The sequence below is a fragment of the Legionella qingyii genome (genome assembly GCF_003184185.1).
The window spans coordinates 207,988-221,827 of record NZ_QHJG01000002.1 but is presented as its reverse complement, the minus strand read 5'-3'; the positions used below and the strand labels follow the sequence as shown (position 1 = coordinate 221,827).

Here is a 13,840-nt window from a genome sequence, read left to right as displayed (position 1 = left end):
TTTAGCCTCTCATTGTTCGATTAAACTCAAAAGCTTCAGAGTAGATTGGTGAGGATCGGCTGCTTTGGTAATTGCAGAAATAAGGGCAACGCCTTGAACACCTGTAGCCACCACATCAGGCATGCGATCGATATTAATTCCTCCTATTGCAACTAAAGGATAATTTAACGTACGTTTCCAGCGCTGTAAGCATTCAATGCCTTGAGCTGCAAAAGGCATTTCTTTGCTTGTTGTCGGAAAAATTGGGCCAATTGCAATATATGAAGGGCACAGCGCATGCGCTCGTGCTACTTCGTAGTAACAATGAGTACTTACTCCCAGCAAAAGCCCTTGTTTTCTAATTGCATCAAGATCCGCTGTATCCAAATCTGATTGCCCTAAATGCACTGCTTCTGCATTTAACTTTAAAGCCATTTCCCAGTAGTCATTTATAAATAATGTGGCCCGATGTTTTTTAGCCAAAGCAATGCTTTGCCGCATCTCCTCTTCAAGGGTGTTTGTTTTTTCTTTAATTCGTAATTGAATGGTTTTTACTCCAAGATTCAAGAGCCGTTCAACCCAAGAAAATTCATCAACCACCGGATAAAGACCTAATCGGTGACATGGCTTAAATGGTTGTGGCGCTTCATACAATGGTTTAGATGCAAGATAAGGTAAATCAGTTTCATCTTCTGGAAAACCACCGTAATACACACTGGTTTGTCCTCGACGTACTGCCTGATGTACGTACATTTTTGCTATGATTAATGCGTCTTCAAGCAAATAACCAAGAGCCAGTGCACCAGTAATTGCTGCGGAGAAAATCGAACGAAGTTCCGGATATTTTGCATCATAGATACGATTTTGAGTCAGCCAAAATGAAGTGCTTCCATTGGTCCAATAATCATGCTGCCATGAAGACTCGTGCATAGGCTGCCCTATGAGAAATACACTTTTAGCACCAAGAGCTAGTAGTTTATATGCAGTTTCTTGCATGGCGTGATGTGTTTTGACCTGACAATTTAAAATAAATTCAGCTTCATGCGTATTTAGTACCAAAACATCGGCAAAAGAAAGTCCAGCGCCTAAATTACTCTTCTTTTCCTCAACATATTGAGATAAGGATAAGCTAAAATCCCAAACTACAGGTCCCGCATAATGATTGAGAATCTGAATGTCGTCAGCAGAAACTCTCGTTTCAATTTTAATTGCGGCAGGCGGAGTTTTAAGAAATCGCTGCGATTGCATCTCAAGACCCAATCCTCGAAGTGTTTGTCTATCTGCTTCATTACCCATGTTGCTCCATACAGTACTCATCATGCGATCTCCTGATGCCAAAACGGTGTATCGATTAAAGGAGTACACGATTGTGCCGTAATTCGTTCAGGCATAAGGCCAGCTTCAAAAGCAGAACGTCCTGCGATGACAGCATGTGAAAAAGCCTCAGCCATAGTCAATGGATAAATCGATGAAGCGACTGCACTATTCAACAAGACCGCATCAAAACCTAACTCCAAAATGCGTGTCGCATGAGATGGCTTTCCAATTCCTGCATCGACAATCAGGGTTACATCCGGTAATCGTTGGCGTAATGTCTCCAAAGCAAAAGGATTAAGTAGCCCTTTTCCAGAACCTATAGGTGCGGCCCAAGGCATCAAAATCCGACAACCGCAATCCACTAAACGCTGACATAAAACCAAATCATCCGTACAATAAGGAAACACTTCAAAGCCTCGTTTTACTAATTCGGCGGCAGCATGTAACAATTCAAAAGGATCGGGTTGTAAACTGTAATCATCACCAATTACTTCCAATTTAACCCATGAAGTTTGAAATAGTTCACGTGCCATTTCGGCTGTAGTAATCGCAGTTTGTGCGTCACGGCAGCCCGCAGTATTAGGAAGTATATTGCAACCCAAAGACTGTATGGTTTGCCAAAATAAATCGCCCCCCATATCACAAGGCATTTGCCGTTTTAAAGAAACAGTAATCACGTTGGTTTTGGAAGCTCGAATTGCATCAGTCATTACCTCAAGTGATGGATAGCCAGCTGTCCCCAAAAGCAAACGACTTGTTAAGGGTTTATCTGCTAAATACCACATAGCCCTACCCTCCCTGCATCGGAACAATCAAATCAATACGATCGCCTTCACACAATGTGGTGTTGGAAAACATAGACTTAGGAACAAACTGATTATTAATTGCGATTGCTACATGTGCAGCAATACCCTCTCTCTGCTCAAGCATTTCCTGCAAGGTACAGGATGAATCAAGAGTATATGGTTTATCATTTATATAAATGATCATGAATAAGCCTCCCAAAGCTCAGGATAACAAATGTCTTTTTGATTGCTCTTTAATCCACGTAGAATTTCCTCTACTAATGCCGGAGCGATTAAATATCCATGACGATAAAGTCCGTTAACAGCAATAATTCGTTGGGCATATCGTATGCGTGGCTGATGATGCATTAAGGTAGGTCGGCAATGCGTCACTGTCTTAATTACCCGTGCTTCAGCAAAACCTCGGTGCACATAGTATGCAGCGGTTAATAATTCAAGTGTGGTACGCACTGAAATGGGGCTGGGATCTTCTGATTCTAATTCACTGGCGCCGATAAGGTAATAACAATTAGGGCGCGGTGCAATATAAATATTATAGCGTGGATGCAAGAGGCGTATTGGCCTTTTTAATTGAACATCAGGAGCATACAGCCAAAGAAGTTCGCCTCGAAGCCCACGTAAATTTGGAAAAGTGTTTTTTGCTCCAAGACCTCTGCAATCAAATACAAAATCAAATGAATAAGACCTCTCTCTTGTTTCTATCTCGCCTGGATGCATGCGAGAAACAAAAGTATGATCTCGCCAAATAGCACCGCGCTGGCAAAGATGTTTTTTAAGTGCCAGCAATAACGTCTGATTATCAAGTTGTGCTTCTCTGGGAAAATAATATGCCATTTTCAACTGATGCAGTTCTGGTTCCAGTTGGCTTAATTCATTTTGGTTGAGCAACTGATAACAGGAATCACTTAATTTATTGACAATTCTGCCACTAAATTGCTGCCATTCTGCTTTATCTTGAGGATGATGCACCACAAGACATCCATTTTGGCGAAAATATACGGGGTCCGCTAATTGATCCAAAATAGATCTCCATAAGGTGTCAACTGACTCTACTCCCAGATTAAAAATCACTTGCTCCGCTTTATCGAGTTCAGACATTGGTGCCAAAAGCCCTGCTGCTGCATTACTGCAATTATTGAAAAAGGGTTCTGCCTCAAATAATGTCACTTGCAAGCCTTCATTTTGTAAACGAAAAGCCAATAAACACCCCATAATTCCAGCACCAACAACAGCAACATTTTTCATTTAATTAGAATCACTTTTCTCAATATATTGGTAGCCTGTTTGCAGCTGCATCTAGGCTACAATTGTATTTTCATTCACTAATGCAACACGCAATAGGTTCCAGCTCCGAATGAGGTATCTTAGGGAGCAACTCGTTTGTATAACAAGCATTTACTGCAAAAGACTCATCGATAATTCCCAAATGCTTGCCGAAACGACCTACTTTATTCCAATCACGCTCCACATTTAAAAGAGTACGCGAGAAAAAGGGTAAACTGCGGATGAAAATTGTATGATACATAGGGGTTCGCAATTGAGGTTTCACCCTGCATAACAGTTCATAAGCTTCTTCGGGGTTTTCGGTAGTAAACGCAGCCCCCCGTTGTGTGGCATTGAGAAATCCTTTAAGTGTTTCAGGCTTTTTTAACATGCGTTCTGGCACAATAAATTGAATGGAACAAAAGCAGCAACAACCTAAGCCTGCAAGCTGATCGATACGCAGAAATACCGTTTCACCCCGTAAATGTTCTAATTCAACTTTTTGAAAATTAATAAAACCAATCCCTGTATCAACGATATCACGACAAATCGCATCAGTAACATTCATGCCAATACGAACTGTTTCATAACTTGAGGGATCAATGCCAGCTAATGTTGCCAAATTATCGATAATGATTTTGCCAAACTCGCCAATATAACCAACCCGTTTGCCAACAATATCCTGAAATGAGCTTATACCACTGGATTTCAGTGCAATCAGACCTGTAGGAGGTTCATCCAATAATGTACCAATTGAGGTAACAGGATAGCCTTTTGCACGGGCAGCTAAGGTATGAATCATGGCCTTGACCCCAAAATCAACATGGCCCATACCGACAATTTCGGTCACATCGCTTGGATCGCTAGGTTCTAAAATTGCGAGTTTTATACCTTCTTGTTGGTAATACCCTAACGCATGGGCAACAAAAATGGGGGTATGGTAAGGGTTTGCATACCAATTAAGTAATAGGGTAGTTCTCATAGATAACGCACTCATGCCATAGCTCCTTGTTTAATTAATAAAATAGGATGGCTAAAGATATCGCGTTAAGACTTAATAGAAGAAATGAATCTGCATTCAACAAAACAGTTAAATAACTCTTAAAGACCGGTCTACAATACGGTAGAGAGTACTCTAAGAAATTAACTGTTCTAAAAATAGATACAGATTTAAGGCGTTCTTACGCTGGTATGAACCAGATCAAGTTCAACGGGTATTTCTCAGACGTTTATCACGACACCCCGCGCCATCAAATTGACCGTAATGCTAGCTGGTATGGAAAAAACTGTCAAATATTATAAGAGGCCCCTCATCGCCCCTAACGGGCACCTTCTCCCATTTATGGGAGAGAGCTGAGGGTATTACCATTAAGTTAAGAAAAACTGTCGTTCCCGCGAAGGCGGGAACCCATTTCTGACAAAGCATTGTGCCAATTTAAGAATAGATTCTCGACTTCGCGAGAATGACAAAAAACCTTAACTTAATGGCAGTGAGTGCTAGGGTCAGGTTTAAAGAGCATCAACTAACCTCACAATTCTGCACATAAAAAACATTATGCTGGATCAGAAATCGCTGACATAATAAAGGAGTATGTTGCAATAAATGATGTAAATAAGCGCGAGTAAATTGTTGCGAACAAGTAGGACAAACACAATTCGCATCGATCATTTCAAATTGCATTTGTGTTTTTGAATCCATTAGATCCACAGTGCCTGTCTTGCTGTACACCCTTCCTTGCATTGCTGCTTGAGCTGGCTCATCCGTCTCAATAAATCCTATTCCCTGATGACGCAAACGTTGAATTAGTTCAGACTCAAAACATCCCATAACATAACGTGGGACATGGGAGAATTGCTCTAATTTAGCCCAATTCGGTTCATTCAAAATCTTAAAATAAACCCCATGAGGTTTCATAACTGCATGCTGTTCTAAATCATCACTATGAATAAATGGAACAATTGCATCATCCCAATTGTCCCAAATTTGTGGAAAATCACGCATGATATGTTGGGGTAATAGTACTGCATCCGGTTTTAGATACAGGATCAGTCCGATGAGCTCTTCCAAAGCAAGTTTGACTCGGGACCCATCATAAGGAGACTTAAGAACATAAACCTTTTCTTTATTGGCAACAAGTGACGCAGCATTGATTATCATCATTCCAGGACAAGCCAGATAATGCGCTAAATCAGGTATTTTTTGAAGTACATCCTGACCAGGCTTATACAACAAACTCTCCAAAGAATAGGATGCGGCAGTTACCTTTGCCTCTTGCCAATTTGCCGTTGTAAGGCACAAACCTGCTTCTGAAGTTAAAACAGGTATAAAATTTTGTACTGCAGCCAACATTCCTGATCTCCTGATTTACAGCAATAAACTGGTGTCGCCATAACTAAAAAACCTGTACCTTTTTTCAATTGCTTCCTGGTAAAGCATCATTGCTTGTTTATGGCCTATAAAAGCTGAAACCAGCATTAATAAAGTGGACTCAGGCAAGTGAAAATTAGTCATTAATCCATCGCAAATCTTAAACTCATATCCCGGGTAAATAAAGATGTCTGTATCTCTGCTACATGGGGTTAGTTCTCCATTTTGTGCAGCACTTTCAAGACTACGCAAAGTGGTTGTACCTACTGCAATTACTCGATTTCCTGCTGCTTTCGTGGCGTGTACTGTCTCACACAATTCAGGACTAATTGTAAATCGCTCACTATGCATTTTATGATCTTTAATATTATCGCAACGAACGGGTCTAAATGTTCCCGCTCCAACATGCAAAGTAAGATACGCCACAGTAACGCCTCTTGAACGTACGCTGGATAATACATGCTCATCAAAATGCAAACCTGCTGTGGGAGCAGCAACAGATCCTTCATATTTTGCATAAACCGTTTGATAACGATTCTGATCTAGCGTTTCATCAATTCGGGTAATATAAGGTGGCAATGGAATATGCCCTATTCCATTCAATAAGTTCAAGACATCCATATCGGCATGACAAAGAAATAAATCATCGTGTCGATCAAGAACTTTGATTTCTTTATCTTGCTCCAACTTAATCATTGAGCCAGCTTTCAGCGCTTTACTGGCCTTAATATGAGCTAGAAAGGTAAGTTCGCCAGTAATACGTTCAACCAATAACTCAACTTTTCCACCAGTATTCTTATGGCCATAAAGTCTGGCTGGGATCACCTTGGAATCATTCATTACCAATAAATCGCCAGGGTTTAAAAAATCAGCTATTTCACGAAACTGGTAATGACCGTATTCACCATTCTGACGATTATAGGTTAAAAGACGTGAGTCACTGCGATTCGCTAACGGATACTGCGCAATGAGTTCTGGAGGTAAATCAAAGTAAAAATCCTGTTTATTCATAGAGCAACCTGAAAATAAATTGCCGCTATTATACACGGATTATAACCATTCATCACCCCTGACGGATAAGAATCATAATTAAGGATTCAATGGTATTTATTTCTCTTTTGGTTTTTGGGTTCTGTAACCAGAACCCAAAAACCTGCGATCTACTTTGTCTTTAGTTTTTTACAAGAGGGTACAAGTGAGGAAACGATGTCTGTGAGTTTAAAAGATGAAGATCCGGAACTTCTGAAGAAGAAGGATCAGCAAATACCTTAGAATGAATTGGATTTTCATCGTTCCCATATGTCGTTTTCTTTTGTGGATGGAAGTCACTACCCATCTCGGAATAAGAACCACTTATTTCAGGACCTACATCCTGCTTTTCTGAGCCTGAAGATTTTGAAGCACGAGCATTCACCGCTGCTTTAGCTCCCATTCCAGCCAAACCACCAATGAGTAAAAATGGTGACCAAAGTACAGCGCCTATAGATTTCATAACTCCTTTAAAACTTAATCCATCTTCATTAACAACTCGTGATTTAATCATGTCAAACACATTTTTATCACTTCTATAGCATTCTTTAGCACTAGAATACAAAGAAACCAGACCTAAAGCCCCATATAAAACAAGAGCACCGAGCCCAAAAGTTGCAGCACTAAGAGCAATTGCACCCGCAGCACCTGCGCCCGCAACTCCTGCAGTAGTTAACGATGATGCAGCTAAACCAAAAGCGAACTTAACTGTCAACGCAAAAATAATAATAGGAAGAATAATAAAAGAACCTATGAGTAGTGCCCCAGTACCTGCGTAATGGCTTCGGCGAGAATAATATGTATAATCGTGGGCATTATAACTCGCTCTCGTAACTGATGGAGTTGGGGCATGAGCGTGACGGGTAGCGGGGGTATTAAAAACGTTGGAAGCATGATGATGCTGATTATCATACCCCCCCCACGAAGGAGTACCACGAGTAACTTGATTATGAGCATGCTGCTTATGAGAAGACGCCACTTTTATTCTCCTTTTGTTTTTATTAAATTCCAAACTTGAGGCAAGAAGTATAAAAAAGAAAACTTAAGGTTTTATTAATAAAATCACTGAGTCTTTACAAAAAAATTACATTTCTATACATAAAGATCATAGGATGATTAATAGAAAAACAGACAGTATCCAAATTAAACCACTCGCAACATAAGGATGCTGATATCCCTTAAAATTTTTTCTTCGGGATAGAACATCAAGAATAAGAACCGGGACCACAGAAAGTACAGTTATCATAAATACCAATACCAACGAAACCGCCTCTTTCTGAAAAGGCATCATACGCACTAAAAAATTCAATACATCATGCAATAGTTCACGTGCGTAAAATATTCCCCATAGAAACCAAAAATTATAAGTATAAATGAGCCAGGATGCAGCAAACATTGGTATTAATAATTTAGCACCTTTTATAGCAAAGAGATTATTAAAGGCTTTGATAAATTCTTCTGAAAAGAAAACTGTAATCGCACTAAAAAGAATAACCAAAGCTAAGGTTAATAACATTTATCTATTCCTTTTCTCAACATCTTCTAGCACCTCCCAGCGCTCATAAAGCTGGGTTAATAACGTTTCATCCTCAACCAATCCTTGATTTATCTTTGCAATCATCTGAGCATCTTGTTGGTAAAATTTAGGATCAGCCATTTGTAATTGTAACTCCGCTATTTTTCCTTCTAATTGCTCAATTTTCTGTGGTAATTGCGCAAGCTCTCGTTGCTCATTAAAACTTAATTTATTGGTTACCGTAGTTCGTTTTAAAACCGGTGCTTTTGTTACCTGATCACGCTGTTGTTGTTTCTTATGCATTTTGTATTCATCATAACCACCAACAAATTCATTAAACTGTCCTGCTTCCTCATAGACCAGAACACTGGTAACGACCTGATTAATAAAGGCTCTATCGTGACTAATTAATATTAAAGTTCCAGGATAATCAGCTAACATACCTTCCAGGAGCTCTAAAGTTTCAATATCTAAATCATTAGTAGGCTCATCCATCACCAACAGATTGACTGGTTTGGCAAAGAGTTTTGCGAGTAATAATCTGTTGCGTTCACCACCTGAAAGCACTGAAACCGGTTGATTAAAACGCTCGGATGAAAATAAAAATTCACGCAAGTAACTGGCAACATGTTTTTGTTTACCGTTAATCGTTACATAATCTGCCCCATCACCAACATTAAACATGACGGTTTGATCTTCATGTAGTTGCCGGCGTAATTGATCAAAATAAGCAACACTCAAGGATGTACCAAGTTTTATCTGCCCAGAATCTGGTTGTAATTCTCCAAGCAATAGTCTTACTAAAGTCGTTTTACCGCATCCATTAGGACCAATTATTCCAAGCTTATCCCCCCGACTTAGCAATAAGGAGAAATCACGTAAAATCGTTTTATCTCCCAAGGTATAATTAACATGGTTTGCTTCAATGACCACCGAACCTGAACGAGTTACATCCAAGGAAAATGATTTGACCTTACCCAATTGATTACGACGTGCCTTATATTCTTCACGCAATGCCTTTAACGCACGAACCCGACCTTCATTTCGGGTTCGTCGTGCTTTGATTCCAGTACGAATCCATACCTCTTCCTCAGCCAGCTTTTTATCAAATAAATCATTTTGCTTTTGCTCGCTTTGACGAATAGACTCTCTTCTATCCAGATATGTTTCATAATCACAATCATGCTGGTACAACTTCCCTCTATCAATTTCTACAATCCGATTGGATACTTGACTCAAAAACTCTCTATCATGAGTTACCAAAAGCACCGACCCTTTGAAACTTTTCAAATATGACTCTAACCATTCAATCGCTTCAATATCCAAATGGTTTGTCGGTTCATCCAATAATAATAAATCCGGAGTCGCGATGAGTGCTGCTCCTAAAAGAACACGGCGTTTCATGCCTCCTGACAAGTTATTCATACGCTCACGAGTGTCTATGCCTAAACGACTGGCCATAGTCTCAATTTGTGGCAATTTGTCCCAAGCATGTAAATTATCCATTTGTTGCTGGCATATGGCTAATTTTTCCATATTACCCAATTGGGATAATTCATTAAAACGAGATAAAACCTCACCTACTTCACCAAGTCTTTTCACTAGAAAATGATAGACAGATTCCTCTTCTGCTACTGGGACTTCCTGCGTGAGTCCAGCAACACGCAATCCGGAAAGCTGATTGATTTGACCACTATCAGGAATCAAGTCTCCCTGCAGGAGTTTAAGTAGAGTGGATTTACCCGCTCCATTTCGTCCAACTAATGCAATACGATCCTGAGGTTGGATCTGCCAATCTGCATTATCCAATAACTGATTTCCCGCAATATTGAGGGACACACCATGAAGGGAAATTATACTCATACACTAACTCTGACTTTAAAATATCTAGCCTGTATGAAGCGAAGCAGAGCTCGGTTTTCTTATTATGGATTTCCCGGTTACGACTTGCGCCTCGTCGAGGCTACTTTATAAATGAATTACTTCGAAGATAAAACCATTATACCATCCATCTCAACTTGCGCACCACGTGGCAATGCAGACACTTCTATCGCAGCTCTTGCTGGGTAAGGTGCAGCAAAATAACGACTCATTGCTTCATTAATTAATGGAAAATGATGCAAATCAGTAAGATACACATTCAATTTCGCTATTTGCGCCAAACTGCCACCAGCGGCTTCACAAACTGCTGATAAATTTTCTAAAACCTGAGTAATTTGTAGTTTAATATCTTCACTACATAGTTGCATCGTTACTGGATCAAGCGGTATTTGTCCTGAAAGATAAACTGTATTACCACATTGGATGGCTTGTGAATAGGTTCCAATAGCCTCAGGAGCCAATTTTGTATTTACAGGTCGCATTAATTATCCCCTTGTTTTTTTCTATAAAGACGCATCACTACTTTATTTGCTCGTAATCGACGCATAACTCGAGCCAAATGCGTTCTATCGACAACGCTAATTGAGAAGGTAACGGCATTATGTCGACCATCACGCGGATCGACATTGATATTTCCAATGTTTGATCCCGCCTCAGCAATAGCAGTTGCCAATGCCGCCAATACTCCGCGCTCATTCACTACATCAACAGTAATATCAACCCAGTATTCGCCTTCAACCTTCTCATCCCAACGCAAGGCAACAAATTGTTCTGGATTGGTTCGTGAATTTTTTAATGTAGCACAATCACTGCTATGAACGATAATTCCTCGGCCTTGCTGGAATTTTCCAACAATGTTATCACCAGGAATGGGCTGACAACACTCACTAAAATGCACCACCATTCCTTCTGTTCCCTTAATTGCCAATGGTCGTGTCTTAATTCCTTTATCCAACTCATTAGAATCTTGAGTTACCACCAATCTTTTAGCAATTACCATCGCCATTTGATTGCCTATTCCAATCGCATAAAGCAAATCATCCATCATTTTATAATGTAAGTCGCTTAATAATGCCTGTAAGGACTCTGGTGGTATTTTAGCATAATCACTGGACAGTTCATTTAATGACTGCTCAAGAAGACGTTTACCTAAACTAATTGATTCTGTATTTTGTTGGCTCTTCAGAAAATGACGAATATTTGATCGTGCTTTTCCAGTAACTACAAAGTTTAACCATGCCGGGTTAGGATGAGCCCCTTGTGCGGTAATAATCTCAACTGTTTGCCCATTAGATAAGGGGATGCTGAGTGGCACCAGTTTTCTATTTACTTTAGCTGCGACACAACTATTACCTACTCCAGAATGGACTGAATAAGCAAAATCAACAGGAGTTGCCCCTTTGGGTAATTCCATAATATGGCCTTTAGGGGTAAATACGTATACTTCATCAGGAAATAAATCAATTTTTACGTTTTCGATAAATTCCAACGAACTTCCTGTGCTGCGTTGCATTTCCAATAAACTTTGCACCCACTCTCTTGCACGTAATTGTGCTTCGTTTACCTCGAGACCAGATGATTTATAAATCCAATGTGCAGCGACCCCATTATCAGCTACTTTATCCATATCGCGAGTACGAATTTGCACTTCCAGAGGGACCCCAAAAGGTCCGAACAAGGTTGTATGCAGCGATTGATATCCATTTGCCTTAGGTATGCCAATATAGTCTTTAAAGCGTTGAGGAACAGGTTTATAAGTACAGTGCAAAGCACCTAAAATACGGTAACAGGAATCAATATCTTCCGTAATAACACGAAAAGCAAAAACATCGGTAATCTCGGTAAATGAGGCTTTTTTCTGACGCATTTTCTTATAAATGCTGTATAAGTGCTTTTGTCTACCGAATACTTGTTCGTAAGGGATATTCAATTGTGCTAAAGCCAGTTGCAAATCACGCTCAATAGTTTGGGTCAATTCACGTCGATTGCCACGAGATTTTTCAACTGCTGATTTAATTGCCCTATAGCGCATGGGATATAAAGCCTGAAATCCCAAATCCTCCAAGCCTACATAAATTGAATGCATCCCCAAACGGTTAGCAATGGGTGCATAAATTTCTAAAGTTTCTATGGCGATGCGTCTACGCTTTGCATAAGGCATTGCACCAAGAGTTCTCATATTGTGCAGGCGATCAGCCAGCTTAACAATTATTACGCGGATATCTTTGACCATGGCCAAGACCATTTTACGGAAATTTTCCGCCTGGGCTTCTGCCTTTGATTCAAATTTGATTTTAGTTAGTTTGGTAACACCATCTACCAGAGAGGTAATTTCTTCACCAAATTGGCGGGTTAAATCTTCTTTACTCACCGAAGTATCTTCAACTACATCGTGGAGTAAAGTTGCCATTATTGTTTGATAATCAAGACGCATTCGAGCGAGAATAAGGGCTGCTGCTACAGGGTGGGTAATATAAGGTTCGCCAGAACGACGCATTTGCCCTTGATGCGCTTTCTCAGCGACCAAATAGGCTTGATAACACTTTTCAATTTGCGACTGCTCAAGATAGCATTTCAGCTCTTCATCGAGCTCCTTAAAGTAGCTCACGCAGTACTCCCTAGTATCTAACATGACCATACCCCTATACCCCTAAATTCACCCTGTTATGGCGACCCCGAATATTCACTATCCTCTCTATCATTCGTAGCTGGGGTGAAAAGTGGAATCCTGGAATTTTTAGTTGCTTAAAAACCTGGGCTTCGCGTCGCTTCGCCCAAGCTATATAAATAGTTTACCAGTATCCCTAAAAATTACTCTTTATCCAAAATGTCTGGGGTAATTAAACCTTCTGCTATTTCACGTAAAGCAACTACTGTAGGTTTATCATTTTCCCATTCAACCATGGGCTGATCTCCTCGAACTGCAATTTGGCGTGCACGTTTCGTGGCTACCATAACCAGCTCAAATCGATTCGCAACATTCTTTAAACAATCTTCAACTGTAACTCGTGCCATAAATCATTCTCCGGTAGCAAAACCCTGCATTTTACTGCGATGACAACAGGAAAGAAAGCAATTTTGATTGTTTATTTATCTGTCGCTTAATACATAAGCGGTTTGCAATCACAATCGCCCCTAGCTCCATCGCCGCTTTTTCAAAATTATCATTAACAATTAAATAATCAAATTCAGGATAATGACTCAGCTCATCTTGAGCCTTTTTCATTCGGTCACTAACCACTTCATCTTTATCTTGTCGTCTATTTAGCAATCTTTGTCTTAAGACTTCCAAAGATGGTGGCACAATAAAAATACTTACTGCCTCTGGAAAAGAACGTCTAATCTGAGTCGCTCCTTGCCAATCTATATCCAGAACCACATCGATGCCATTTTGCAAACGTCTTGTAATTTGCTCCATCGAGGTTCCATACAAATGATTGAAGACTCGGGCGTGCTCTAAAAAGGCACAATCATCAATCATACGCATAAATTCATTTTCATCAGTAAAAAAGTAGTCCACTCCGTTTCGTTCTCCAGGTCGCATTGTTCGCGTTGTATGCGAAATGGATACTTCAATGTCGTCCATAGTTTCGATTAACCTTTTTACTAAACTTGTTTTGCCTCCCCCTGAAGGTGCTGCAACAATAAATAAATTACCCGAATAATCACCCACAATAGTAC

The 13,840-nt window shown here is 40.0% G+C and carries 14 protein-coding genes and 1 riboswitch; all 14 genes read right to left on the bottom strand.

What is annotated here, in order from left to right:
* Positions 1 to 9 precede the first annotated feature (9 nt).
* A complete protein-coding gene (gene thiE, locus DGG96_RS01940) occupies positions 10 to 1,299 on the bottom strand; it encodes a thiamine phosphate synthase (RefSeq protein ID WP_110141331.1) in 1,290 nt (429 codons plus the stop codon).
* Positions 1,296 to 2,081, bottom strand: a complete 786-nt coding sequence (locus DGG96_RS01935) for a thiazole synthase (protein ID WP_110141330.1) — start codon at positions 2,079 to 2,081, stop codon at positions 1,296 to 1,298. The genes thiE and DGG96_RS01935 overlap by 4 nt, the downstream gene beginning before the upstream one ends.
* A gap of 4 nt (positions 2,082 to 2,085) precedes the next feature.
* A complete protein-coding gene (thiS, locus tag DGG96_RS01930) occupies positions 2,086 to 2,286 on the bottom strand; it encodes a sulfur carrier protein ThiS (protein ID WP_110141329.1) in 201 nt (66 codons plus the stop codon).
* Positions 2,283 to 3,347, bottom strand: a complete 1,065-nt coding sequence (locus tag DGG96_RS01925; protein ID WP_110141328.1) for an FAD-dependent oxidoreductase — start codon at positions 3,345 to 3,347, stop codon at positions 2,283 to 2,285. The genes thiS and DGG96_RS01925 overlap by 4 nt, the downstream gene beginning before the upstream one ends.
* Positions 3,348 to 3,417: 70 nt before the next feature.
* Complete coding sequence (locus tag DGG96_RS01920; protein ID WP_110141327.1) at positions 3,418 to 4,362, bottom strand: ABC transporter substrate-binding protein; 945 nt, start codon at positions 4,360 to 4,362, stop codon at positions 3,418 to 3,420.
* Between the two features lie 164 nt (positions 4,363 to 4,526).
* Positions 4,527 to 4,620: riboswitch (TPP riboswitch) on the bottom strand.
* Positions 4,621 to 4,884: 264 nt separating this feature from the next.
* Positions 4,885 to 5,715 (bottom strand): tRNA-guanine transglycosylase, encoded by an 831-nt coding sequence (locus DGG96_RS01915; protein WP_110141326.1) that lies wholly within the window; start codon positions 5,713 to 5,715, stop codon positions 4,885 to 4,887.
* A gap of 15 nt (positions 5,716 to 5,730) precedes the next feature.
* A complete protein-coding gene (queA, locus tag DGG96_RS01910; protein ID WP_110141325.1) occupies positions 5,731 to 6,744 on the bottom strand; it encodes a tRNA preQ1(34) S-adenosylmethionine ribosyltransferase-isomerase QueA in 1,014 nt (337 codons plus the stop codon).
* A gap of 160 nt (positions 6,745 to 6,904) precedes the next feature.
* Positions 6,905 to 7,741, bottom strand: a complete 837-nt coding sequence (locus DGG96_RS01905) for a hypothetical protein (protein WP_110141324.1) — start codon at positions 7,739 to 7,741, stop codon at positions 6,905 to 6,907.
* Positions 7,742 to 7,867: 126 nt separating this feature from the next.
* Positions 7,868 to 8,278 carry a hypothetical protein gene (locus DGG96_RS01900; RefSeq protein ID WP_110141323.1) on the bottom strand — a complete coding sequence of 137 codons (411 nt, stop codon included), beginning with the start codon at positions 8,276 to 8,278 and terminating at the stop codon, positions 7,868 to 7,870.
* Positions 8,279 to 10,141 (bottom strand): ATP-binding cassette domain-containing protein, encoded by a 1,863-nt coding sequence (locus DGG96_RS01895; RefSeq protein WP_110141322.1) that lies wholly within the window; start codon positions 10,139 to 10,141, stop codon positions 8,279 to 8,281.
* A 116-nt stretch (positions 10,142 to 10,257) separates the two neighbouring features.
* The gene (locus DGG96_RS01890) at positions 10,258 to 10,641 is read right to left on the bottom strand and encodes a RidA family protein (protein ID WP_110141321.1); all 384 of its coding nucleotides are present in this window, start codon (positions 10,639 to 10,641) and stop codon (positions 10,258 to 10,260) included.
* Complete coding sequence (gene spoT, locus DGG96_RS01885) at positions 10,641 to 12,767, bottom strand: bifunctional GTP diphosphokinase/guanosine-3',5'-bis pyrophosphate 3'-pyrophosphohydrolase (RefSeq protein ID WP_165831562.1); 2,127 nt, start codon at positions 12,765 to 12,767, stop codon at positions 10,641 to 10,643. The genes DGG96_RS01890 and spoT overlap by 1 nt, the downstream gene beginning before the upstream one ends.
* A gap of 203 nt (positions 12,768 to 12,970) precedes the next feature.
* The gene (rpoZ, locus tag DGG96_RS01880) at positions 12,971 to 13,174 is read right to left on the bottom strand and encodes a DNA-directed RNA polymerase subunit omega (protein ID WP_110141319.1); all 204 of its coding nucleotides are present in this window, start codon (positions 13,172 to 13,174) and stop codon (positions 12,971 to 12,973) included.
* A gap of 31 nt (positions 13,175 to 13,205) precedes the next feature.
* Positions 13,206 to 13,835 carry a guanylate kinase gene (gene gmk / locus DGG96_RS01875; protein ID WP_233590465.1) on the bottom strand — a complete coding sequence of 210 codons (630 nt, stop codon included), beginning with the start codon at positions 13,833 to 13,835 and terminating at the stop codon, positions 13,206 to 13,208.
* Between the last annotated feature and the right edge of the window lie 5 nt (positions 13,836 to 13,840).